Origin of the sequence: Candidatus Aalborgicola defluviihabitans, assembly GCF_016705985.1 — a bacterium.
Lineage (GTDB): Bacteria > Pseudomonadota > Gammaproteobacteria > Burkholderiales > Burkholderiaceae_C > Allorhodoferax > Allorhodoferax defluviihabitans.
The window spans coordinates 1-22,029 of record NZ_JADJKN010000006.1; the positions used below are offsets into that span (position 1 = coordinate 1).

Sequence of the window (22,029 nt, forward strand, 5' to 3'; positions counted from 1 at the left end):
CCCGGATCATGCAAAAAAGCAGCTGTAGGTGCCTCGCAACCCCGCCCTGAACCCGTGCCGGTGCCGGATATGCCGGTATTGGCAAAACACCAACCCCCAGATCCACCCGCCATGGTTCCCGCACTTGCGGTGCCTGTTCCAGAGCCAACGTTAGTAGCCGTAAATACCGTGCCCACATTGTTGTTAGCCGCGCCACTCAGATTGAATTTAGGCGACCCGCCCTTTGTCACGATGGTGTAGGTGGCCCCCACAACAAACGACCCTGGGGTGAAAGTGCCGTTTGGGCTGATTTGTGTTAAATCAACCATAGGGGATTGAACGAAGGTCCACCCCGCTAGCGTTCCGGTTCCACCTGCATCGGTCACATTGACTTTGATCACCCCCGTACCGGCGTTGAAAGAGGTAATGTCGCCGTACATCCATTGCGTGGTTGGTGAGGCGGTGGACGAAATAACTACATTCTTTCCGGTCGAAAATCCCTTGCCGGTCTGCGCCAGGGTAAAGGTTTTCGAGCCGATCGCAATCGCGTTGCTGGTCGTCGATGTTGCAGTCAGTGCCTTGAGCGGCGGGTTGAGATAGGCCGTGGTCACCGGCGCATTGGGGCGGCGGGTGACTCCGTCATCATTGAACCACGGCTGGTAGCGGATCTCGGGGTTGTAATAAATGGTGTTGGTATCTGGCGACCGCAAGGCGGGCAACACATAGTTGGGCGGCACCTGAATTCCGGGAACCGTACCCTGAAAATTTACCCGCTGATAGGTATCCGTCAGTTCCCAGCCAATGCCGTTACTTTGAACCGGATTGGTTGTGATAAACGTATCACTCGCGAATACGGTTTCTGGCATATGGCGAAAACCCATGGAGCCGGAGTCATCCATCAGCAACATGAGATTCGGCTGCACACCCGCGCCAGCCCTGCTGAGCAGCGGTAATTGCGCAGGTACCTGTGCATCGGCGACAGGTGTCCAGACCGCTACCAGTGGCACAACAGCGCATGCCAAGCGCTGGCAAAGCCTTGAAAAATTTGGAATTGTCATTTGAGGACCTCCTGGGATGGCACTACTGTGCATTACTCTGCATTAACAATGGACTGCAACCAAACGACTGCACCTTGGGTGGTGGCGCCCGTTCCAGCGTTGCGCGCGTAATCGGGGCTGAAACCTCGCGCGGTGATTACGGTAATTGAGAAGGATGCGGCTGCCGGTATGGTTTGCAACTCGACCATACACTGCGGATAGGTGTTTGGCGGATTGTTATTGGCGTCATAAATATTATCGGACGCGGTAAAGTCATATCGACCCGCTGGCGCTGTGACGGCCGTCCAATTGGCAGCAGTAACCCAACGCGGCGAAGCCTGCGTGCTCGCGGGCGGCGACTGAAAGGCTGCTAAGCGTGAGGCAGTAGCCAGTTTCATTTGTCCCTCGCAAATGCGCAAGGCTGCTTCAGCATACTGCTGGGCGATGGTTTCCATCCGCAGGTTGTTGGTCGCACGTTGCTCCGAGGTGGCGGTACGCATGGCGGTAGCCCCCGTGATACCAATGATCACCAGCATGATCAACACAATGATGAGTGAAATACCCCGACTAGCGCGCTTGTTGGCGAAAGGTTTTCTTGGCGTTTGCATAGTGGTTATTCTTATCAAAGCGGCATTTTGGAACGCAGGGTGCTAGTGGTGTAGTAAGCACGATACAAGCGCTTGTCTGGAGACGTTACGCGCGCTGCCGTCAAATCACACGGCTGGTAGGTCTGGTCGTCTTCGTCCCGCAACACGGGTTCGGCACTGCGCATCAAGAGGCAGATGCGTACGCTGATCACCGCATCCCACTCTGCCGGATTGCCGGATACGTTAATGGTCGCGGCCTTTTTGTACTGGATGACTTGACGATCATCGGCAACCAGCGGAAACGTCCGCATGCCGTACCAGATTTGCATGTCCTGTACGTTCTCAATCAAGGGCGCCTTGGCACTGCCGCCGCTGGCGTTGGGGTACGGCAAAACCTCGGTCCCAGCAGTCGGAGCAGGAAAATTGGGAGAGGCAGGGCTGGCGCAATACAACTCGGGGCGCCCGGAAGATGCAGAAACATCAATGAAGTAACGGTTGCTCGCAACGTAATACGGAATATTGTCCGCGTCTTGTTGCGGTCCAATACGTGTACCCAGACAATCCGTGGGGATACCGCCACCCGTTGGAGCAGTGTTCATGGCGTCTGCTTCATAGGCAACTGAAAGCCCCGAAGACGCGAATCCTACCGTTGCACTGCAGGCTAACGTTGCGGCAACCGGGTTGGTAAAAGGACCAACACCATAGGTACCACCATCACATCCACGTATATAGCCTGATGTCTGGACAACAAATCCGGCAGTGGGACTCAAACTGTGGTATCTAACCACCCGCGGAGTCCCAGTTAAGGAAGCAGGTGCCGAGTAACCGGCCAACTGAACTTCGCGCGACAACATATTCAACGCGATTTGTGCGTCCTGATTCATCTGGGTCAGAGCAGCAAGGTAACGGCTGGCATTGCCGGAGCCAACAAAACTGACAATCACCGCACCGACCACGACCAGGCCAATGGTCATTGAGATGAGTACTTCAATCAGGGTAATGCCCCTGACTGCGCGTTTAGACCGTATGGACTTCATAGGTTAATCCTGAAGAAACTACAGCGAACACTCTCATCTGCCGGTGCAAAACCCAAACCCGCCGGGGGGCACTCCTTGGCTGTGTCGGCCGCTGCGTTGCGAGAATCAGTGGAGTTCTCTGCAGCATTTGCCACCGCCGGATCCTGCCAGGCAATCCACACATCGGCGCCAACAGTCCCCTGAATGGAAATAAAAACCGACCCATGGGGCAACTGGCTTTGAACCACTTTGCGCCAGTTATTGAGGTCATAGGCTGCCAAGTTTGCGGCAGTGCAAGTCACAGCACCTTCACAACTGGTATCGGCTGCCACTGTACTGGCTTGTCCGGTCCAACTGGTGGTGTAGGTATAGGTATTCAAACCCAACTTGTTGGCTCGCATGCGCTCCGCAATATCCTGTGCCAACATCGTTGCCGTGCCCCGGTATTGCGACATTTTTGAATAACGAATGGCGGAAACATTGGCACCGGCCAACGCCAGCAACCCAATTGTGGCCAACAAAATAGAAATCAACACTTCCAGTAGCGAGACACCGCGGCTTTTGCGTCGATTGGCACGACGGGCGTAGGCTGGGCGTATGCGGGTCAGTTGTTGCATGCTGTTGCTCCCGATGCCCCTTGAACCAGCAATCTGGGCCTACCCTGGTTAGAGATACAAACGATGCGCTTGGTAGCTGATGACACATTGCTGGTCGGAGTAACCTCAAAAGTTTCAGAAGCTGCTTTCGACCAGCCATTGGCTTCATACATAAAATAGGTTCTGGTATTTGCGGGCGTGGCGATCTGCTGGATAGTGGCAATATTGGGAGGCGGTTGCTGGACACGAATGATTTCCTCCGTTGCAGGTTCATAAGTACCTGGAGTTGCGCCATCCTGATCCGTAAAAATCATCCAACCATTTGCCCAGGTGGCTGGAGCGCCAGAGCATGCGCTGGTGCTATTGGCCGCCAAACTGCATATTGAAACTTTTTTGCTGCGACGCAATGCCTCGGTTCTGGTATACCGAAAATCGTCAACCAGTGCCTGCGATGCACTTTGCACGGGCGCTTCACCAACATAAGGGAAAAGCTTGGCATAGCCAATGACGCCAAAATGGCCATGATAGCCACCGTTATCATCACTTCGATAATCGTGAAACCATTTGGACGAGTTTTCATGCGGTAGAGACTAACCGCCGATCATGGCAGTGACAAGGCGTTACGGACATTCGGCTACATTTTTCCGTCAAACGGTAAACTGCACCAATACAAGCCAAAGTCACTCGTGCCCAAATCCACTCTCGAACGCGCACTACAACTAGCCGCAACCGCACGGCACAACTGCCCCCCTAATCCGGCCGTGGGGTGCATCGTGGTTAACGCAGACGCCACGATATTGGGTCAAGGCAGTACCCAGTCGGCTGGCGGACCACATGCTGAAATCATGGCTTTGCGGGACGCGCAGACCAAGGGCCACTCCGTTAAGGGTGCCACCGCCTATGTGACTCTGGAGCCCTGCGCCCACCATGGTCGCACCGGCCCCTGCTGCGATGCACTGATTGCCGCTGGCATCCAAAAAGTGGTTGCCACCAATACCGACCCCAACCCATTGGTCGCCGGGCAAGGCTTTGCGCGCCTGCGGGCAGCGGGTATTGAAGTAGAAGTTCTGCCACCTGGCGATCCACTGGCTGTACAAGCCCGTGACCTGAACATCGGCTTTTTCAGCCGCATGGTGCGCAAGACACCCTGGGTACGGATGAAGGTTGCCGCGTCACTGGACGGCAAAACAGCACTGAATAACGGCCAAAGCCAATGGATTACCTCCACCGAAGCGCGGGCGGACGGTCACGCCTGGCGCGCACGTTCGTGTGCCGTGCTGACTGGCATTGGCACGATTCTGGCCGATGACCCGCAGCTGGATGTGCGGCTAATCCAAACCACCCGACAGCCCCATGTTGTCATTGTGGATAGCCACTTGAGAATTCCACTCGATGCAAAAGTCTTGTGCAGTGGCCGCACCGTCTATATCTACACAGCGGTTGCAAATACATCCAAGCAGGCTGAATTGGAGCAACGGGGCGCCAAGGTCATCCACTGCCCGCAGAGCCAAACCACCGAAGCCCAACCAGCCGTTGACCTCCAAACCATGCTGCTGGACCTGGGAAGACGGGAGATTAACGAACTGCACGTAGAAGCCGGGCAGCGGCTCAACGGCTCACTGGTAAGGCATGGGCTGGTGGATGAACTGTTGGTCTACCTGGCGCCAAAGTTCATCGGACAAGGGTGGGATATGGCCCATTTCGGCCCGCTGGTAGCCTTAGACAAAGCGCTACAGCTGGATTTCTCGTCTGTTGAACTGGTGGGGCCGGACGTCCGGCTTGTGGCCAGAGTGCGCGGTCGGGACGATTTTTAGCCTTGGTGTAGGGTCACGACCCTAATCCCTGCGAAAATAGTCGGATGTTTACAGGAATCATCTCCGGCGTCGGCCGCATTACGGACGTGCACGCCCAGGGCGATACGCCCAGCCATGGCAAGCGCCTAACCATTACCTGCCCTAAAGGTTATCTGAATGACGTTGGTTTGGGCGACAGTATTGCGCTCAACGGTGCCTGCATGACTGTCACCGGCCTCGATCCCGCAGCCAACCAGTTCACCATCGACATTTCCGCCGAATCCCTCGCCAAGACTGCCGGGTTGGACGCGGTGGGCCCCATCAACCTGGAAAAGGCCCTGCGCGCCAATGACCGGTTGGGCGGCCATTTGGTTTCTGGCCATGTGGACGGTATGGGAATAGTCACGCACTTTGCTCCCATAAGCGAAAGCTGGGAGTTGCGCGTGCTCGCCCCCACAACCCTGGCCAAGTACTTGGCTTACAAGGGCTCGATCACCATCAATGGCGTGAGCCTGACGGTCAACCGCATTGCCGACCAAGCCGACGGCTGCGAGGTCAGCATCAACCTGATTCCGCACACCGTGGAAAATACCGCATTGAACAGCCTGCAAAGCGGCTCGCGGGTCAACCTGGAAATTGACCTTATCGCACGCTATGTGGAGCGCATGCTCAGCAGCAGCCCCACACCCGCAGCCTAACGCCGGTTTGCACCGGCTTCCCATTTTTCAGATTCACCAAGGATACCCATGAAACGAGTTGATGACTTTCGCCTGAAGTTCGGCAAAAGAGAGTTGGTGCCGATCATGATTGGCGGAATGGGTGTCGATATTTCTACCGCCGAACTGGCGCTGGAAGCGGCACGCCTGGGCGGTATTGGTCACATTTCAGATGCTTTGGTTCATGATGTGTCCGACCGCCGTTTTGATACCAAATACGTCAAAGGCAAAACCAAGTTCTACAAAGCCAACATCAATAACTCAGACAAGAGCATCATCAAATTTGACTTGGGTCACCTGGCCGAAGCCACCAAGCTGCACGTTGGCAAAACCATGGAAGCCAAACGTGGCGACGGCATGGTGTTCGTCAACGTCATGGAAAAGCTGACCATGAACAGCCCGCGTGAGACCCTGCAGGTGCGCCTCAACTCGGCGCTGGATGCTGGTGTGGATGGCATTACCCTGAGCGCAGGCCTGCATCTGGGCTCATTTGCGCTGATGGCCGACCACCCCCGCTTTCGGGATGCCAAGCTGGGCATCATTGTGTCGTCCGTTCGGGCATTGCAGTTGTTCCTGCGCAAAACAGCACGCCTGGACCGTTTGCCCGATTTTGTGATTGTGGAAGGCCCGCTGGCCGGTGGCCACCTGGGTTTTGGCCTGGACTGGGCCCAATACGACCTGGCCACCATCGTTACCGAGATTGCTGCCTTCCTGAAGGCCGAGCAACTTGACATTCCTTTGATCGCCGCAGGCGGCATTTTCACCGGCAGCGACGCCACTCAGTTTCTGCAAAATGGCGCCGCCGCCGTGCAGGTGGCCACGCGCTTCACCGTGTCCAACGAATGTGGGTTGCCGGCCGACGTCAAGCAAGAGTACTTCAAGGCCAGCGAAGAAGACATCATTGTCAACACCATCTCGCCCACCGGCTACCCCATGCGCATGCTGCGCAACACACCCGCCATTGGCTCTGGCATTCGACCCAATTGCGAGGTTTATGGCTATTTGTTGGACGGCAATGGCAACTGCGGCTACATCACGGCCTACAACGAGCAGATTGCCCTGCACCCTGATGGCAAAAATATCTCGGTCATGGACAAAACCTGCCTGTGCACCCACATGCGCAACTACAACTGCTGGACCTGCGGCAGCACAACCTACCGCCTGAAAGATACCACCCGCAAGGCGGCTGACGGTAGCTACCAGTTGCTCAGCGCAGAGCACATATTCAAAGACTACCAGTTCAGCGTTGAGAGCCAGATTTTGCTGCCCGTTTGAGTGACGACACTATGACTACACCCAGCCCTGTACCCATTTCCCCGGTTGAAGACATCGTTGCCGACATGCGCGCCGGGCGTATTGTCATTTTGGTGGACGAGGAAGACCGCGAAAACGAGGGCGACCTGGTATTGGCTGCCGACCATGTGAGCGCCGACGGCATCAACTTCATGGCCCGCTATGGCCGTGGCCTGATTTGCCTGACGCTCACCCGTGAGCGCTGCGAACGCCTGAAACTACCTCCCATGACCGCCCGCAACGGCGACAAAAAAGGCACGGCATTTACCGCGTCGATTGAAGCGGCCGAGGGCGTATCCACCGGCATTTCCGCTGCCGACCGCGCCCGTACCGTGCAGGCCGCGGTGGCCAAGGCCGCTGTGCCCGAAGACCTGGTGCAGCCCGGTCACATCTTCCCCCTGCAAGCGGTCGATGGTGGCGTGCTGATGCGGGCTGGCCACACCGAAGCCGGTTGCGATTTGGCGGCCATGGCCGGCTGCACGCCCGCGTCGGTGATCTGCGAAATCATGAAGGACGACGGCACCATGGCCCGGCTGCCGGACCTGCAGGTTTTTGCCGCCGAACACGGTCTGAAGATTGGCACTATTGCCGACCTGATCGAATACCGCAGCAAAACCGAGTCGCTGATTGAGCAGTTGGGATCGCGCCCGATGCAAACCGCATTTGGCGAGTTTACGGCCCATGCGTTCCGTGATACTTCAGGCCTTGGCGTGCACCTAGCCCTCGTCAAATCTACATGGTTAGCTACTGATTCTGTAGCAGTTCGGGTGCATGAACCCCTTTCGGTATTGGACGCATTGGAAACCGGGCGCGGCATGCACTCCTGGAGCCTGGAAGCCACGCTGCAACACATTCAGCAAGAAGGCTCAGGCGTGGTAGTGCTGCTCAACTGCGGCGAAAGCGGTGAACAACTGCTGGCGCAATTCGACGGCACAGCCCAGTCGGCACAGGCCCCCGTGCGTGGGCGCATGGACCTGCGCACCTACGGCGTGGGCGCGCAAATTTTGCGCCACTGCGGCGTACAAAAGATGCGACTGATGGGCAGCCCGCGTCGCATGCCCAGCATGACCGGTTACGGCCTGGAAATAACTGGCTACATTAGTAAATAGGAACCCCATATGTTTGGCGCAGACAAAGGCGGTGTGGACGCAAACGACACACGCATGAACGGCAAGAAGCTCAAAATTGGCATCGTGCAGGCGCGCTTCAACGCATCCGTAACTGATGCGCTGGCTTTGGCCTGCAAGGCTGAGCTGGTGGCCCTGGGCGTTGCCGAGAAAGACATCGACCACATCACGGTGCCCGGTGCACTGGAAGTGCCGGTCGCATTGCAGGCCATGGCAGAGAAAGCCAATTACGACGCTCTGGTGGCTCTGGGCTGCATCATTCGCGGCGAAACCTACCATTTCGAGTTGGTAGCCAACGAATCTGGCGCCGCCGTTACACGCGTTGCACTGGATTACCAATTGCCCATTGCCAACGCCATACTGACCACCGAAGATATGCCCCAGGCCGTAGCGCGCCAGGAAGAAAAAGGGCGCGATGCCGCCCGTGTAGCCGTGGAAATGGCCAACCTGCTGGAGTCGCTGTAATGTCTGAAATCAAATCTGCTTCGGCTGCCAAGCGCCCGCCTCGCCAACCCCGTACCGGGCTGACCAGCACCGGTGCGCGCAAGGCTGGCAGCAAGTCCGATCGCAGCCGCGCACGCGAATTTGCACTGCAAGGCCTCTACCAGAGCCTGGTGGGCCGCAATGCAGTAGACGACATCGACACCTTTACCCGCGACCTGGCGGGCTTTAACAAAGCCGATTCGGTACATTTTGATGCCCTGCTGCAAGGCTGCGTGGCTGAGGGCGCGCAGTTGGACGCCTTGATCGTGCCACTGCTGGACCGCCCACTCTCGGAAATCTCCCCCATTGAACACGCCATCATGTGGATAGGCGCTTACGAGTTGCAGCACTGCATGGACGTGCCCTGGCGCGTAGTGCTCAATGAGTGTATTGAACTGGCCAAGGAATTCGGTGGCACCGACGGCCACAAGTATGTGAATGCCGTGCTCAACGGCCTGGCCCCCAGCCTGCGCGCCACCGAGATCGCGGCTGATCGCAGCCCCACCAAGAAACCCCGCGCCTGAGACGCGCCATCCAGACCCCCAATGCACATATCGTCACGCGCCCAGAAGATCGAACCCTTTTATGTGATGGAAGTGGCCAAGGCCGCCTCCACACTGGCCCACGAAGTAGCGCACACCGATGCGCCCATGATCTTCCTGAACATCGGCGAGCCTGATTTCACCGCCCCGCCACTGGTACAGGCCGCCGCCGAAAAGGCCATCCGCGACGGTCGCACCCAGTACACCCCTGCCACTGGCCTGCATTCCCTGCGTGAACGCATCAGCCACTGGTATACGCAGCGTTTTGGCGTCAACGTATCGGCCGAGCGCATTGTGGTTACCGCAGGTGCTTCCGCCGCGTTGCAATTGGCCTGCCTGGCCCTGATTGAGTCCGGCGATGAAATCCTGATGCCAGACCCCAGCTACCCCTGCAACCGACATTTTGTGAGTGCCGCCGAAGGCAGAGCGGTGCTGCTGCCCACCACGGCTGCCGAACGCTTCCAGCTTACCCCCGAAGCGGTGAAGGCGGCCTGGGGTGCGCGCACCCGTGGCGTGCTGTTGGCGTCGCCCTCCAACCCGACGGGTACCTCCATCCACCCAGATGCCCTGCGGGGTATCCACCAGGTGGTGCAGTCACACGGCGGCATCACCCTGGTGGATGAAATCTACCTGGGCTTGAGTTTTGATGCACAGTTTGGCCAGACCGCGCTGGCACTCGATGACAACATCATCAGCATCAACAGCTTCAGCAAGTACTTCAGCATGACTGGCTGGCGCCTGGGCTGGATGGTGGTGCCCGAAAAACTGGTCAGCGTGATCGAGCGGCTGGCCCAAAACCTGTTCATCTGCCCCAGCACCATTGCACAGCATGCCGCACTGGCCTGCTTTGAGCCTGAAAGCCTGGCCCTGTACGAGCAACGGCGCAGTGAGTTCAAGGCGCGGCGCGACTACTTTTTGCCCCAGCTCAACGCCATGGGACTGACCGTGCCGGTAATGCCTGATGGCGCCTTCTACGCCTGGGCCGACTGCTCCGCTGCCTGCGCCAAGCTGGGCGTTAAGGACAGCTGGGACTTTGCCTTTGAAGTCATGAACAAAGCCCATGTGGCGCTCACGCCAGGGCGCGACTTTGGCACAGCCCAGACCCAAAATTTTGTGCGCTTCTCCACCGCCAGCTCCATGGAACACCTGCAGCAGGCCGTGGCCCGTTTGCGTGCGTTGTTGATGTAAATTTTTATTTCTATGAACCAAGACCTTTCCATCCTCCACCTGGTTATCAACGCCAGCTTTGTCGTGCAACTGGTCATGGCGCTGCTGCTCACCGTTTCCGTGACCAGTTGGGCCGCCATTTTTCGCAAGTTTTTTGCCTTGAAGCGGGTCAAGTCTCAAAATGAGGCCTTCGAGCGCGAATTCTGGTCCGGCACCAGCCTGAATGATCTCTTTGACTCCGCCTCCCGAAACGCCGCCAAGACCGGCCCCATGGAACGCATTTTCGGAAGCGGCATGCGCGAGTTCCAGAAACTGCGCGAACGCCGCATCACCGATGTGGGCACCTTGATGGACGGCGCACGCCGGGCCATGCGCGCAAGCTTCCAGCGCGAAATGGACGAAGTGGAGACCAATCTGTCTTTCCTGGCCTCGGTCGGCTCCGTGTCGCCTTATGTTGGCCTATTTGGCACCGTATGGGGCATCATGCACGCCTTTGTAGGCTTGGCCGCCCTCACCCAAGTCACGCTGGCCACCGTGGCGCCCGGCATTGCTGAGGCTCTGGTGGCCACCGCTATCGGCCTGTTCGCCGCCATTCCGGCAGTGGTGGCCTACAACCGCTTTGCCCGCGACATTGACCGTATTTCCACGCAGCAAGAGACCTTTATCGAAGAGTTCTCCAACATCCTGCAGCGCAACGTGGGCGCGCAATCCGCGCCAGCACCTGCAGGACGCTGAACATGCCAGCCGTCTCACACCGTGGCCGCGGCCGACGCACCATCAACGAGATCAACATGGTGCCCTTCATCGACGTGATGCTGGTGCTGCTGATCATCTTCATGGTCACCGCCCCGCTTATCGCACCCAGCATGATCGACCTGCCCAGTGTGGGCAAGGCATCGCGCCAACCTGACCAGATTATCCAGATCATTCTGGGTAAAAATGACAGCCTGGAGATGAAAATCAAGGACAAGACCACCTCCATCACGCTCAAGGAACTGGCCAGTAAAGTGAAGAGCGCTCAGGGCAACAACGACGGCAAAGCAGCAGTCAGTTCTGCCGTCGTCATCAGCGCCGACAAGGCCACAAAGTACGAGAGCGTGGTCAAGGTGATGGACACCCTGCAGCGCGCGGGCATCCAGCGCGTGGGCCTGTCCGTGCAATTGGCCAACTAGGCGCCAACAGCACACTGCCACCGACATCTTAGCTGCCATGCACGCCACCACCGAACGCCTGGAATTTGCCCCGCCGCCCACGCGGGGCTTGGTGCGGGCCGTGGGCTTGGCCATTGTGGTACACGCCCTGCTGGTGGTGATGCTTGCCATTGGCGTGCACTGGAAACGCGATGCCACACCGGTCACCGTGGAGGCCGAACTGTGGTCTGCCCTGCCGGTGGAGGCTGCACCGCGCCCCGTGCCCGAACTACCTCCACCGCCGCCACCCGAACCCGTCAAGCCAGTGCCCAAAGCAGTTGTTACACCACCCGCGCCTACACCGCCGCTACCTGACCCGACGATTGCCATTGCCAAGGAAAAGGTCCGCTTGCAAAAAGAGAAGCAACTGCAGCAAGAGCGGCTGGAGCAGGAAAAACTGGAACGAGACAAGCTGGAGCGTGACAAGCACCAGAAAGAGGCCCTGAGGCAGAAAAAACTGCTGGAAGACAAGGCTGCCCACGACAAGAAGCTGCAACAGGAACAGCAAAAGCAACAGGACGCCAAATCCGCCGCCGACGCTAAAAAGCTTGCAGTTCTGCGGCAGCAACAAATCGACCGCACCCTGCGCATGGCAGGGCAGGACGTGGGCTCGGGAGACGACAAGGCGCGTGGCACCGGCAAGCAACCTTCCGGACCATCGGCGGGGTATGCTGGGCGCATCAACGCACGGGTCAAGCCCAACATCACCTACACCGACACACCCACCGGCAACCCCAAGGCTGAGGTGGAGGTGCGTACCTCGCCAGACGGCACCATCATCAGCCGCAAGCTGGTCAAGCCCAGTGGGGTCAAATCCTGGGACGATGCGGTGCTCAACGCCATCGACAAGACCGAGGTGCTTCCACGCGATGTGGATGGGCGTATTCCACAGCCCATGACTTTGGTGTTTAGCCCTCGCGGTTGAGCTCGGCGCGTTTGACTTTCACCGTCGCCCAATGGTCGGCATCCGGCAGCGCTGGCTTGGTGCGGGTGATGGGCTTCCATAGCGGAGATAACTCGGCATTGAGTGCTGTGAAGTCGCGCTGGTCCGCAGGTACATCATCATCGGCATAGATCGCGTTCACGGGACATTCGGGCACACACACAGCGCAGTCAATGCAATCGGCCGGGTCGATCACCAGAAAATTGGGCCCTTCGCGAAAGGCATCTACCGGACAAACGTCAACACAGTCAGTGTATTTGCAACTGATGCACGCTTCGGTTACGACAAACGTCATGGCCAACTCCTGTTGTTAGCTGCATCCGACAACTTCCGTTCAGCACCTATTGAATCCGCCGGCTAGTTCTAAATGATGCGCATTACATACATCTTTATTGTACTGCTACACCAAGACTTTGGATTAAATAGACCCCTTCCGGTAAAGTGGTGAACCCCTTGCACCTTTCGACATTGGAGCGCGACATGACGGCAACCCCATCGAAAATCGGAAAGTACCAGATCGAACGCGAGCTGGGGCGCGGTGCCAGTGGGGTGGTGTACCTGGCCCGCGATACGTTTCGGGACAACTGGGTCGCCATCAAACAAATCCATCCGCACCTGCTGCGGGACCCCACGCAGGCCAGCAAATACCGCCGCTTGCTGCACAACGAAGCCGTGCTATCTGGTCAGATCAACCACCCTCACATCGTCTCACTCATTGACGTAGACGAACGTGCCGATCCACCGTATCTGGTGCTGGAATACGTGCAAGGCCAATCACTGGAACAGCACACCACGCCCGACACCTTACTGCCAGTTTCGGAGGTATTGGACATTGCTTTCAAGTGCTGCAATGCGCTGGAGTACGCCCACTTTCACGGTCTGGTGCACCGCGACATCAAACCCGCCAATCTGCTGCTGCGCAACGACGGCGAGGTCAAGCTCACCGACTTTGGTGCCGCCGTATCGCAACACGGTGACGTCACCCAGTTGGTAGGCCTGATCGGATCACCCGCCTACATGTCGCCAGAGCAGATACGCGAAGAAAAGTTGACCCATCACTCCGACATGTTTTCCCTTGGCGTGGTTCTGTACGAACTGCTGACCGGCCAAAGGCCCTTCCAGGGTGAAACCGACTACGCGACCATCTACAAGATCGGGGCGGACGAACCAACACCAGTGCGCGTACTGCGCCCGGAATTACCCGGCGCTATGGACGAGGTTGTGCGCACCGCCTTGGCCAAAAATGCGACACATCGATTTGCCACATGGAGTGATTTTTCTAACGCCATCATTGGGGCAAGTACCAGCATCTCCAATGTGGCTTCGCAGATCACCGAGGTCCAACGCTTTCAGGCCCTCAGACAACTGGATTTTTTTGAAAACTTCAGCGATGTAGCCATCTGGGAGACTCTGCGCCTGGGGCGCATACGCACGTTACAAAACGGAACCGTGCTCATGAAAGAAGGGGCGGTCGGACAATCCTTCTATCTTTTACTGGATGGCGTGGTTCGCGTAACCAAGAAGAACCTGGCACTGACCAAGCTGCGCGCTGGAGTCAGCATGGGTGAAATGGTCTACCTGCAGCCCGGAGAGAACCGACGATCCGCCACCGTGAGCGCGGAGACGGAGGTAACGGTCCTCAAGATCAAGAGTGCATCGCTACATCAGGCATCTGCTGAATTACAGTCCTGCTTCGACAAGGCCTTTATCAAAATGCTGGTGAGCCGTCTAATCGCCACCAACCAGCAATTGTCGGAGTGGGATGTGCGTTGAAAACGCTGACCCAGATGGGCTGCATCGATTGATCTGAAGGTCACGTTTCAACCCTGCCCCCGCATGGTTACAACACGAAAAGGCAGAGGCGTGGATTCTGGAACAGGCTGGGATTGTGTTTGATGCCAAGGCAGTGCCAGATGGGCTGCGTGTTGTCGCCAGTTGATGCCTGTTGAAACAAATTGACCTGTAACGCATAATGCACACTGTGACGATTGAAATCAGAGCCTACCAAGATACCGCAGGGTGTAAGCCTTATGCCGACTGGCTGGACAGTCTGACCGATAACAAGACCAAGGCCAGGATTGTGGCGCGCGTCAGCCGTATGGCTGCTGGGAATTTTGGGGACTGCAAACCGCTGCGTGATGGTGTGCAGGAATTGAAAATTGACTTCGGTCCAGGTTATCGCGTGTACCTGAGCAAGCAAGGCCCGGTATTGGTACTGCTGCTATGCGGTGGCGACAAGAGCGACCAGAGCCGCGACATAGAGCGTGCTATTGCGTATTTAAAAGATTGGAAACAAAGGGGTAAACCATGAAAGTACCACGCGACATCAGCCACGATGAAATCGTCATTGGCATGCTCAAAGCCGACCCGGATTTTGCTAACGAGTATTTGGCTACTGCTTTGGAAGAGGTGGATTTACCGGGGGGCCAGTTTGCACTACTGGCTGCGCTTCGACATATCGCAGAGGCCCAGGGCATGAGCGCCGTAGCTGCCCGTGCCGGCATACCCCGCGAAAGCCTTTACCGCGCCCTGAGCCCCAAAGGGAACCCAACCATCAAGACCTTTTTGGCCGTTGTCCGTGGCGCTGGCCTGCACTTGGAGGTTAGGCGCGAGGCATTGGCTGCTTGAAACGATCGACCCAAAGCCGCGCCATGCAGAAACCTACTCACAGTGATCGCCAAAGATTCGCTAGCGTGTGGGATGCAATTGAAGACACCCCAGAAGAGGCCGCAAGGATGCGAGCACTGTCCAAATCAAAAATGGAAGCGGAAACTGTCGCCAGCGTTGTTGTCGGTCAGTGGCCTGCGGCCAGTCATGTGGTGTGTGCCCCCGCCCTCCCGTGGGCCTCGCCGCTGCGCGGCTTGGCTACGCGCTGAACTGCCCGTCCGCCCTCCAAGGGGGCTCACTCAGTCAGCGCAAAACCGGGGGGGGGGGCAGCGGCGCTGACGCGCCGCCTTGATGCCAAATCAACACGACCCAAGGGCACGGAATATCGAAAATCGTCTTACATCCGCCCTTACATCGCGCACAAATAAAAAGACCCTGCTACTTATTCAATAACAAGGTCTTCAATATCTATATGGGGTGGCTGATGGGGCTCGAACCCACGACAACAGGAATCACAATCCTGGACTCTACCAACTGAGCTACAGCCACCGTAAGCTTTCTATTATAACTCCTGATTCGGCCTACTCCGCTTGCGCTTCCAGTCCCGCAGTCACACTGGGGTGTGGGGCTTTGATCTTGACTTTGAAACGCTGGGTCAGCAGTTTGTAATAGGCTTGGCTTTCTGCACTGGCAATCCACTGGGCGTATTGTTTGCGCCCCTGCTCGGCAGCATCGCCACTAGGCACTGGACTGGGCAGTATCTTGTTCACACGCACCACGGCATAGCCCTGAGGACCCAGGTCTACGCCCACCCAGGTGGGCAGTTTGACCGTATCAGCCTGCAATATCGCTTCCAGCACCGGAGCCGGCACAGTCTGTGCATTTTCCCGACTCACCACTACCTGCGTTGGCAAACTGGCCGGCGCAGTCACTTTCCACGTAGCAAGCTTTTCAGCGCCATCTTTCTTCGCCAGTTCGGCGGCCTGAATGGCCACCAGACGCGCCTTGACGCTGGCGCTTACCTCAGCAAGCGGTTTGGTGCGCGCGGGTGTGTATTCGATGACGCGAGCCGCAGCCAGTTGGCTGGGGCCCACTTCGATGGCCTCTGTGTTGCGTTTCTTCTCCAGCGAATCCGGACTGAACACTGCCGCCAGAAATTTGGGGTTCGCCAGTACGCCCGTCACGCCAGGCGCCGGCTTGCGTTGCAGCTGGGTAGCGGTTTTGACTTCGAGCTTGAGCCGCTCAGCCACAGGCGCAAGGCTGTCCGATTGCTCGTACACACCATTGGTAAAGGTTTCTGCGACATCGGCAAATTTGCGCTGCGCTTGTTGTGTCTTCAGGTCCGATTCCATACTGGCGCGCAGTTCTTCGAACGTGCGCAGTTTGGGGGCTTTAATGTCGGTAACCTTGATGATGTGAAAACCGAAGTCAGACTCGACTACATCACTGATATCACCCTTCTTCATGGCGAATGCAGCGTCTTCAAAGGGCTTGACCATAGCGCCCCGGCCAAAGTAATCCAAATCGCCACCGTTGGGTGCCGAGCCCGCATCCTGCGAATTCTTTTTGGCCACATCGGCAAAAGTATCCGGCGCTTTGCGCACCTGTTCCAGTAATGCTTGCGCCCGCTCACGTGCCGCCTTGCGGGCGTCCGCCGGCATGTCTTTCGGCGCATTGATCAGGATGTGGCTGGCACGGCGCTCCTCTTTGCCGCTCAGGCGCGACACGTTTTGTTCGTAATACGATTTGAGGTCCGATTCGTTGAGCACGATGGACTTCTTGACCGTATCCAGATCCAGCACCGCATACTCAATGGAAGCGGACTCGGGTGCCTGGAATAACTTGGGGTTGGCTTGGTAGTAGGCTTCAATTTCGGCATCGGTGGGGTTCACCTTGCTGGTGTAGTCAGCTGTATTGAAACGCGAAACCTGGACTTCACGGCGCTCATAGAACGCATTCAGGGCGACATCAGCAAGCGCAGGGGGAGAGAACGCCGTGTCGGTGACACCGGCCTCTACCTGGCGGGACGACAACTGGCCACGCACACGGGCCTCAAAGCCATCCGGTGTCAGTCCCTGGCTGGCTGCCAACTGGCGATAGCGGTCCATGTCCACGGAGCCATCAGGCTTGCGCAACGATGCAATGGTGGGGCTTTGCTGCAGTTCACGGGCCAGACGTGCGTCAGATGTACTCAGATGAGAGTCTTTCGCTGCTTCTGCCACCACCCGCTCACGTACAAGGCGTTCCAGTGTCATGTAGCGTGCCGCAGGAGAGTCCAGCAACTTGGCGTCTACATTGGGTGCCTGGGCCCGTATGCGATCCACCTCGTTTTTATGTGCAGCATCCCACTCGGCTTGGCCAATGTTTTCATTTGCGACCGTGGCGACCGCATCGCCCTTGGCAGTGATGCGGCTAAAACCATCCACGCCGACCAGCACAAATGCGGGAATGATCAGCAAGAACATGAGGGACATCATGACCTTTGTGTGCTTGCGAACTAAATCGAACATGCGCTAACTCTCCAATCAATAACAAAAAAGGCGAACAACACTGTTCGCCTTTGTCTGGGTACCGGTGGTGGGTGATGACGGGCTCGAACCGCCGACATTCTGCGTGTAAGGCAGACGCTCTACCAACTGAGCTAATCACCCATCCTTAAACCTAAAAATCAATTCAGGGCATCTTTCAATGCTTTGCCAGGACGGAACTTGGGAACCTTGGCAGCCTTGATTTTAATCGCAGCGCCGGTGCGTGGATTACGACCGGTACGAGCGGCACGTTTTCCAACCGCAAATGTACCAAAACCCACCAAGGACACCGAGCCCCCTTTTTTTAGGGTGGTTTTTACAGCACCGATAGTGGACTCCAAGGCGCGCGCGGCAGCAGCCTTGGAAATGTCAGCGTGTTTCGCAATGTGCTCAATCAGTTCAGTTTTATTCACAAAGACCCCTTGTTTGGAAGCAGCGTTTATCGAATTGTCTCTTCAAAATAATTTCTTCACCGGACTTTGTTTTTCGGTACGCTGCATGGATCACATACGGACCGAAAACTGGTCTGGGCTACCTGGGTTGCGGCTACAAAATACCGCTACCCATTAGAAGCCACCGATCTTCGCCATGTCAATACGCCATGCAGCATTACAACGGTGCGGACGCCGATTCTAGCGGCATTTGGACACACCTGCCCTCAGGAATACCCAGGTCAAATATGGTAAGCGTTGCATGCGCCAAAAAGATGATTTAACTGGCCCGCGCGCGAATTTCGGGCAACGCCTTTTGCAGGTAATACACCATGGACCATATGGTAAGTACCGCCGCCGCCCAAATAAGCCACACACCCAAAACGCGCGTGTTGATCAAACCAAACAACATTCCGTCAAACAGCAAAAACGGAATTGCAACCATTTGTACAACTGTTTTGAGTTTCCCAATCATGTGCACGGCGACGCTCTTGGACGCGCCGATTTGGGCCATCCACTCCCGCAGAGCCGAGATGGCAATTTCGCGGCCCACGATGATCAGCGCAACAAACACATCCGCACGCTGCAAATGCACCAGCACCAGCACGCAGGCGCAGACCAAAAATTTGTCGGCTACCGGGTCCAGAAATGCCCCAAAGGAAGACGTTTGATTGAGCTTGCGGGCCAGATATCCATCCAGCCAGTCGGTCGCAGCAAACACCACGAACATCACCGTGGCAATCAGGTTTTTTTCGCTTTGCGTTGCCACGCTGTCGGGCAGATAGAAGATGCCCACGATAAGCGGGATCGCGAAGATTCGCGTCCACGTCATGATGGTGGGGATGGTCAAAAACATCGCGCAATTGTGGCACGCCTAATGCAGGGCCCGGTAAATTTCTTCCGCCAGTTGGTGTGAAATGCCTTCCACCGTGGCGATATCGTCCACACTGGCCAGTGCCACACCGCGCACACCACCAAAACGCTGCAACAAGCGGGCGCGTCGCTTGGGCCCGACGCCTGGAATTTCTTCCAGCTTGCCGCCACCCACGCGCACCTTGGCACGCTTGGCACGCATGCCGGTGATGGCAAAACGGTGCGCCTCATCGCGGATTTGGGCTATCAGCATGAGCGCTGCCGAATCCGAACCCAGGTACACCTTCTCGCGGCCGTCGGCAAACACCAATTCTTCCAAACCCACCTTGCGACCTTCGCCTTTTTCCACCCCCACAATCAATGACAGGTCCAACCCCAGTTGTTCAAACACTTCGCGCGCCATCGACACCTGACCACGACCACCATCGATCAGCACCAGATCCGGCATGCGTGCCGTACCGCCGGAAGGCTGCCCGGTGTGCTTGGACTCTTGCGCCACGTCTGCCAGCTTGCTATAGCGTCGGGTCAAGACCTGACGCATGGCTGCGTAGTCGTCACCTGGCGTGATGCCATCGATATTGAAGCGACGGTACTCGCTGTTTTGCATTTTGTGGTAGTGAAAGACCACACACGAGGCTTGCGTGGCTTCACCGGCCGTGTGCGAGATATCAAAACACTCCACACGCAGGGTTTCGAGGTTTTCCAGCGCCAAATCCAGTGCTTCGACCAATGCGCGGGTGCGAGCCTGCTGCGAACCCTCTTCTGCCAGCAACCGGGCCAATTGCAAGGCTGCGTTGGTTTGCGCCATTTCCAGCCAAGTGCGGCGCTGTTCGCGCGGCTGGTGCACTGCCGTTACTTTGAAGCCCACTTGTTCGGACAGCGCTTTCAACAACCCTTTGTGAATAGGCTCGCTCACGATCAGCGTCGGCGGCATGGCCACGTCGATGTAGTGCTGTGACAAGAATGCTTCCAGCACTTTGGCCTCTACGGGCCGCGCCGGTGCCTCCGATTCCTCGTCGTGCTCCAGACCCACCGCTTCTTCCACATGTACCGGGAAATACGGCCGGTCCCCCAGGTGGCGGCCGCCCCGCACCATGGCCAAATTCACGCAGGCGCGCCCGCCCTGCACTTTCACCGCCAGGATGTCCACATCACGGTCTTCCACGTTGTCCATGGACTGCTGGTGCAGCACATTGGACAAGGCCGCGACCTGATTGCGCAACTCTGCTGCCAGTTCAAACTCCAGCTTCTCGGCGTGCTGCATCATGCGGGCCTCCAATTGGCGCATCACAATTTGGGCATCGCCGCGCAGAAATTTCTCGGCATTGGCGACGTCTTCGGCATAGTCCTGTTCCGAAATCTGGCCCACGCACGGCGCCGAGCAGCGCTTGATCTGGTACAGCAAACAGGGCCGGCTGCGGTTGCTGAAAAACGTGTCTTCACAGGTGCGCAGGCGAAACACCTTTTGTATCAGCAGAATGGCCTCTTTCACTGCCCAGGCACTGGGATAGGGGCCAAAGTAGTGGTGCTTTTTTTCCACCGCGCCCCGGTAGTACGACACGCGTGAAAATGACCCACCGGTCAGCTTTAGATACGGGTAGCTCTTGTCATCCCGAAACAGAATGTTGTACTTGGGGCTGAGCGTTTTGATGAGGTTGTTTTCCAACAGCAAAGCTTCGGCCTCGGAGCGCACCACCGTGGTCTCCATGCGTACGATCTTGCTCACCATGTGGCCAGTACGGGTGCCACCATGGTTCTTCTGGAAATAACTCGAAACCCGACGCTTGAGGTTGATGGCCTTGCCCACGTACAGCAACTGGTTCTGCGCATCGAAATAGCGGTACACGCCCGGCAGGGCCGGCAGGGCGGCAACCTCGCGCAGCAGCGCTTCGGAATGGTTTTCGGACATGGTCGCTATTGTGCGTTTATTCGCCCGCCGCCCTGGCAGCGTGGACAATCAGCACCATGCAAAACGCGCCGCCCCCTTCGTCTGCTGCCCTCCTGCTGTGGGATGTGTTCTGCCGCGTGATCGACAACTTTGGCGACATCGGCGTGTGCTGGCGCCTGTGTGCCGACTTGGCCACACGTGGCCACACCGTCCGCTTGTGGGTGAATGACGCCTCGGCCCTACAGTGGATGGCGCCTGGCGCCTGCCAGGGAACTTGGCCGGGCATCACGGTACGCCCTTGGGAGCAGTCAACCGATGCAGCCCAGCTGGCTAGGCTACCACGCGCCGACGTTTGGGTGGAAGGCTTTGGTTGCGAACTTACTACTGAATTCATAGCTGCTTACGTATATTCCACGAAGGCTAGAGACACTATTGACAATAGAAATCCAGTATGGATCAACCTGGAGTACCTGTCGGCCGAGGCGTATGTAGAGCGCTCCCATGGCCTGCCATCGCCCGTGATGCACGGCCCGGCCAAGGGTTGGAGCAAGCATTTCTTCTATCCCGGCTTCACCGCCGCGACGGGCGGTCTGCTGCGTGAATCCGACCTGTTGGCGCGCCAGCAGGCCTTTGACTTGCCAGGCGCCAAGGCCCACTGGCTGCAGGGTCTGGGCATTGACTGGGCGGGCGCGCGGCTGGTATCCCTGTTTTGCTACGAGCCGACGGCGCTGGAGGGCCTTTTGCAGCAACTGGATTCAGAACCCACCCAGTTGCTGGTGACCGACGGCCGCGCCAACCACGCAGTGCAAGCGCTTCTGGCCCGCCGGAGAGTGGATGGCTCGCCGCCCTGGCACAAGCTGCAGATTCACTTTTTACCGCGATTGACCCAGCACGAATACGACCACCTGCTGTGGGCCTGCGACCTGAACTGCGTGCGTGGCGAAGACTCGCTGGTGCGCGCCCTGTGGGCGGGTAAGCCGCTGCTCTGGCAGATTTACCCGCAGGATGATGACGCCCACAATGCCAAGCTCGACGCATTTTTGGACCTGCTGGCCGCAGACGACAACCTGCGCGGTGCCCACCATGCCTGGAACGACACCCGACCAGCCCCGTTACCCTTGATGAATCTCAACTCTTGGTCACAAACCGTGCAATTGGCACGTCAACGCCTGCTGCAAATGCACGATCTGACCACGCAATTGGGGCAATTCATCGCGGAAAAACGCTAAAATC

Annotated in this window: 23 protein-coding genes, 2 tRNA genes and 2 pseudogenes; 14 read left to right on the plus strand and 13 right to left on the minus strand. The window is 57.5% G+C overall.

Annotation, left to right across the window (positions count from 1 at the left end; all coding sequences use genetic code 11):
• The 6 genes and pseudogenes from IPI80_RS07510 to IPI80_RS07535 all read right to left on the minus strand — a co-directional run.
• Nucleotides 1-887: pseudogene (locus IPI80_RS07510) on the minus strand (hypothetical protein); the annotation flags it as partial.
• Between the two features lie 182 nt (nt 888-1,069).
• Complete coding sequence (locus tag IPI80_RS07515) at nt 1,070-1,624, minus strand: PilX N-terminal domain-containing pilus assembly protein (protein ID WP_413858735.1); 555 nt, start codon at nt 1,622-1,624, stop codon at nt 1,070-1,072.
• Nucleotides 1,625-1,638: 14 nt separating this feature from the next.
• A complete protein-coding gene (locus IPI80_RS07520; RefSeq protein WP_413858737.1) occupies nt 1,639-2,640 on the minus strand; it encodes a PilW family protein in 1,002 nt (333 codons plus the stop codon).
• A complete protein-coding gene (gene pilV / locus IPI80_RS07525; RefSeq protein ID WP_413858739.1) occupies nt 2,637-3,236 on the minus strand; it encodes a type IV pilus modification protein PilV in 600 nt (199 codons plus the stop codon). The genes IPI80_RS07520 and pilV overlap by 4 nt, the downstream gene beginning before the upstream one ends.
• Nucleotides 3,224-3,679, minus strand: coding sequence for a GspH/FimT family protein (locus tag IPI80_RS07530; protein WP_413858741.1), 456 nt, complete (start codon nt 3,677-3,679; stop codon nt 3,224-3,226). Before IPI80_RS07530 ends, pilV begins: the two co-directional genes overlap by 13 nt.
• A gap of 38 nt (nt 3,680-3,717) precedes the next feature.
• A pseudogene (locus IPI80_RS07535) lies at nt 3,718-3,795 on the minus strand (prepilin-type N-terminal cleavage/methylation domain-containing protein); the annotation flags it as partial.
• Between the two features lie 106 nt (nt 3,796-3,901).
• Here IPI80_RS07535 and ribD point away from each other — a divergent pair.
• The 10 genes from ribD to IPI80_RS07585 are packed head-to-tail and all read left to right on the plus strand — an operon-like array spanning nt 3,902 to nt 12,451.
• Nucleotides 3,902-5,029 (plus strand): bifunctional diaminohydroxyphosphoribosylaminopyrimidine deaminase/5-amino-6-(5-phosphoribosylamino)uracil reductase RibD, encoded by a 1,128-nt coding sequence (ribD, locus tag IPI80_RS07540; protein WP_413858743.1) that lies wholly within the window; start codon nt 3,902-3,904, stop codon nt 5,027-5,029.
• Between the two features lie 44 nt (nt 5,030-5,073).
• Nucleotides 5,074-5,706, plus strand: a complete 633-nt coding sequence (locus IPI80_RS07545; RefSeq protein ID WP_413858745.1) for a riboflavin synthase — start codon at nt 5,074-5,076, stop codon at nt 5,704-5,706.
• A 48-nt stretch (nt 5,707-5,754) separates the two neighbouring features.
• Nucleotides 5,755-6,999, plus strand: coding sequence for a nitronate monooxygenase (locus IPI80_RS07550; RefSeq protein ID WP_413858747.1), 1,245 nt, complete (start codon nt 5,755-5,757; stop codon nt 6,997-6,999).
• Nucleotides 7,000-7,010: 11 nt separating this feature from the next.
• Nucleotides 7,011-8,126 carry a bifunctional 3,4-dihydroxy-2-butanone-4-phosphate synthase/GTP cyclohydrolase II gene (gene ribBA / locus IPI80_RS07555; protein WP_413858749.1) on the plus strand — a complete coding sequence of 372 codons (1,116 nt, stop codon included), beginning with the start codon at nt 7,011-7,013 and terminating at the stop codon, nt 8,124-8,126.
• A gap of 9 nt (nt 8,127-8,135) precedes the next feature.
• Nucleotides 8,136-8,609, plus strand: coding sequence for a 6,7-dimethyl-8-ribityllumazine synthase (gene ribH / locus IPI80_RS07560; protein ID WP_413858751.1), 474 nt, complete (start codon nt 8,136-8,138; stop codon nt 8,607-8,609).
• On the plus strand, nt 8,609-9,151 hold the full coding sequence (gene nusB / locus IPI80_RS07565; RefSeq protein WP_413858753.1) for a transcription antitermination factor NusB: 543 nt from the start codon (nt 8,609-8,611) through the stop codon (nt 9,149-9,151). Before ribH ends, nusB begins: the two co-directional genes overlap by 1 nt.
• A gap of 21 nt (nt 9,152-9,172) precedes the next feature.
• Nucleotides 9,173-10,357, plus strand: coding sequence for a pyridoxal phosphate-dependent aminotransferase (locus tag IPI80_RS07570; RefSeq protein WP_413858755.1), 1,185 nt, complete (start codon nt 9,173-9,175; stop codon nt 10,355-10,357).
• Nucleotides 10,358-10,369: 12 nt separating this feature from the next.
• The gene (gene tolQ / locus IPI80_RS07575; RefSeq protein ID WP_413858757.1) at nt 10,370-11,071 is read left to right on the plus strand and encodes a protein TolQ; all 702 of its coding nucleotides are present in this window, start codon (nt 10,370-10,372) and stop codon (nt 11,069-11,071) included.
• A gap of 2 nt (nt 11,072-11,073) precedes the next feature.
• The gene (locus IPI80_RS07580) at nt 11,074-11,508 is read left to right on the plus strand and encodes a biopolymer transporter ExbD (RefSeq protein ID WP_413858759.1); all 435 of its coding nucleotides are present in this window, start codon (nt 11,074-11,076) and stop codon (nt 11,506-11,508) included.
• A 37-nt stretch (nt 11,509-11,545) separates the two neighbouring features.
• Nucleotides 11,546-12,451 (plus strand): TonB family protein, encoded by a 906-nt coding sequence (locus tag IPI80_RS07585; protein ID WP_413858761.1) that lies wholly within the window; start codon nt 11,546-11,548, stop codon nt 12,449-12,451.
• Here IPI80_RS07585 and fdxA read toward each other — a convergent pair.
• Nucleotides 12,435-12,764, minus strand: a complete 330-nt coding sequence (fdxA, locus tag IPI80_RS07590; protein WP_413858763.1) for a ferredoxin FdxA — start codon at nt 12,762-12,764, stop codon at nt 12,435-12,437. The genes IPI80_RS07585 and fdxA overlap by 17 nt on opposite strands.
• Before the next feature lie 185 nt (nt 12,765-12,949).
• Between fdxA and IPI80_RS07595 the strand changes: the two genes are divergently transcribed.
• The 3 genes from IPI80_RS07595 to IPI80_RS07605 all read left to right on the plus strand — a co-directional run bounded on the left by IPI80_RS07595 (nt 12,950) and on the right by IPI80_RS07605 (nt 15,097).
• On the plus strand, nt 12,950-14,242 hold the full coding sequence (locus IPI80_RS07595; RefSeq protein ID WP_413858765.1) for a protein kinase domain-containing protein: 1,293 nt from the start codon (nt 12,950-12,952) through the stop codon (nt 14,240-14,242).
• 208 nt (nt 14,243-14,450) lie between these two features.
• Nucleotides 14,451-14,780: a type II toxin-antitoxin system RelE/ParE family toxin gene (locus IPI80_RS07600; RefSeq protein ID WP_413858767.1), complete on the plus strand. Its 330-nt coding sequence runs from the start codon at nt 14,451-14,453 to the stop codon at nt 14,778-14,780.
• Entirely contained in the window at nt 14,777-15,097 is a 321-nt protein-coding gene (locus IPI80_RS07605; RefSeq protein WP_413858769.1) for an addiction module antidote protein, read from the plus strand. The genes IPI80_RS07600 and IPI80_RS07605 overlap by 4 nt, the downstream gene beginning before the upstream one ends.
• A gap of 452 nt (nt 15,098-15,549) precedes the next feature.
• Here IPI80_RS07605 and IPI80_RS07610 read toward each other — a convergent pair.
• The 6 genes from IPI80_RS07610 to uvrC all read right to left on the minus strand — a co-directional run bounded on the left by IPI80_RS07610 (nt 15,550) and on the right by uvrC (nt 20,817).
• Nucleotides 15,550-15,625 (minus strand) — tRNA-His (locus tag IPI80_RS07610).
• 32 nt (nt 15,626-15,657) lie between these two features.
• Complete coding sequence (locus IPI80_RS07615; RefSeq protein WP_413858771.1) at nt 15,658-17,586, minus strand: SurA N-terminal domain-containing protein; 1,929 nt, start codon at nt 17,584-17,586, stop codon at nt 15,658-15,660.
• A 65-nt stretch (nt 17,587-17,651) separates the two neighbouring features.
• Nucleotides 17,652-17,727 (minus strand) — tRNA-Val (locus IPI80_RS07620).
• Nucleotides 17,728-17,744: 17 nt separating this feature from the next.
• Nucleotides 17,745-18,017, minus strand: a complete 273-nt coding sequence (locus IPI80_RS07625) for an HU family DNA-binding protein (RefSeq protein WP_413858773.1) — start codon at nt 18,015-18,017, stop codon at nt 17,745-17,747.
• Between the two features lie 298 nt (nt 18,018-18,315).
• Nucleotides 18,316-18,891 carry a CDP-diacylglycerol--glycerol-3-phosphate 3-phosphatidyltransferase gene (pgsA, locus tag IPI80_RS07630; protein WP_413858775.1) on the minus strand — a complete coding sequence of 192 codons (576 nt, stop codon included), beginning with the start codon at nt 18,889-18,891 and terminating at the stop codon, nt 18,316-18,318.
• An 18-nt stretch (nt 18,892-18,909) separates the two neighbouring features.
• Nucleotides 18,910-20,817: an excinuclease ABC subunit UvrC gene (gene uvrC, locus IPI80_RS07635; protein WP_413858777.1), complete on the minus strand. Its 1,908-nt coding sequence runs from the start codon at nt 20,815-20,817 to the stop codon at nt 18,910-18,912.
• Nucleotides 20,818-20,873: 56 nt separating this feature from the next.
• Here uvrC and earP point away from each other — a divergent pair, with 56 nt between their 5' ends.
• The gene (earP, locus tag IPI80_RS07640; protein ID WP_413858779.1) at nt 20,874-22,025 is read left to right on the plus strand and encodes an elongation factor P maturation arginine rhamnosyltransferase EarP; all 1,152 of its coding nucleotides are present in this window, start codon (nt 20,874-20,876) and stop codon (nt 22,023-22,025) included.
• Nucleotides 22,026-22,029: the final 4 nt, after the last annotated feature.

What these genes read in the sequence shown, in the direction of transcription:
- IPI80_RS07515 (WP_413858735.1), bottom strand. Translation starts at nt 1,624, where the DNA reads ATGCAAACGCCAAGAAAACCTTTCGCCAACAAGCGCGCTAGTCGGGGT.
- IPI80_RS07520 (WP_413858737.1), bottom strand. Translation starts at nt 2,640, where the DNA reads ATGAAGTCCATACGGTCTAAACGCGCAGTCAGGGGCATTACCCTGATT.
- pilV (WP_413858739.1), bottom strand. Translation starts at nt 3,236, where the DNA reads ATGCAACAACTGACCCGCATACGCCCAGCCTACGCCCGTCGTGCCAAT.
- IPI80_RS07545 (WP_413858745.1), top strand. Translation starts at nt 5,074, where the DNA reads ATGTTTACAGGAATCATCTCCGGCGTCGGCCGCATTACGGACGTGCAC.
- IPI80_RS07550 (WP_413858747.1), top strand. Translation starts at nt 5,755, where the DNA reads ATGAAACGAGTTGATGACTTTCGCCTGAAGTTCGGCAAAAGAGAGTTG.
- ribBA (WP_413858749.1), top strand. Translation starts at nt 7,011, where the DNA reads ATGACTACACCCAGCCCTGTACCCATTTCCCCGGTTGAAGACATCGTT.
- ribH (WP_413858751.1), top strand. Translation starts at nt 8,136, where the DNA reads ATGTTTGGCGCAGACAAAGGCGGTGTGGACGCAAACGACACACGCATG.
- nusB (WP_413858753.1), top strand. Translation starts at nt 8,609, where the DNA reads ATGTCTGAAATCAAATCTGCTTCGGCTGCCAAGCGCCCGCCTCGCCAA.
- IPI80_RS07570 (WP_413858755.1), top strand. Translation starts at nt 9,173, where the DNA reads ATGCACATATCGTCACGCGCCCAGAAGATCGAACCCTTTTATGTGATG.
- tolQ (WP_413858757.1), top strand. Translation starts at nt 10,370, where the DNA reads ATGAACCAAGACCTTTCCATCCTCCACCTGGTTATCAACGCCAGCTTT.
- IPI80_RS07580 (WP_413858759.1), top strand. Translation starts at nt 11,074, where the DNA reads ATGCCAGCCGTCTCACACCGTGGCCGCGGCCGACGCACCATCAACGAG.
- IPI80_RS07585 (WP_413858761.1), top strand. Translation starts at nt 11,546, where the DNA reads ATGCACGCCACCACCGAACGCCTGGAATTTGCCCCGCCGCCCACGCGG.
- fdxA (WP_413858763.1), bottom strand. Translation starts at nt 12,764, where the DNA reads ATGACGTTTGTCGTAACCGAAGCGTGCATCAGTTGCAAATACACTGAC.
- IPI80_RS07595 (WP_413858765.1), top strand. Translation starts at nt 12,950, where the DNA reads ATGACGGCAACCCCATCGAAAATCGGAAAGTACCAGATCGAACGCGAG.
- IPI80_RS07605 (WP_413858769.1), top strand. Translation starts at nt 14,777, where the DNA reads ATGAAAGTACCACGCGACATCAGCCACGATGAAATCGTCATTGGCATG.
- IPI80_RS07615 (WP_413858771.1), bottom strand. Translation starts at nt 17,586, where the DNA reads ATGTTCGATTTAGTTCGCAAGCACACAAAGGTCATGATGTCCCTCATG.
- pgsA (WP_413858775.1), bottom strand. Translation starts at nt 18,891, where the DNA reads ATGTTTTTGACCATCCCCACCATCATGACGTGGACGCGAATCTTCGCG.
- uvrC (WP_413858777.1), bottom strand. Translation starts at nt 20,817, where the DNA reads ATGTCCGAAAACCATTCCGAAGCGCTGCTGCGCGAGGTTGCCGCCCTG.
- earP (WP_413858779.1), top strand. Translation starts at nt 20,874, where the DNA reads ATGCAAAACGCGCCGCCCCCTTCGTCTGCTGCCCTCCTGCTGTGGGAT.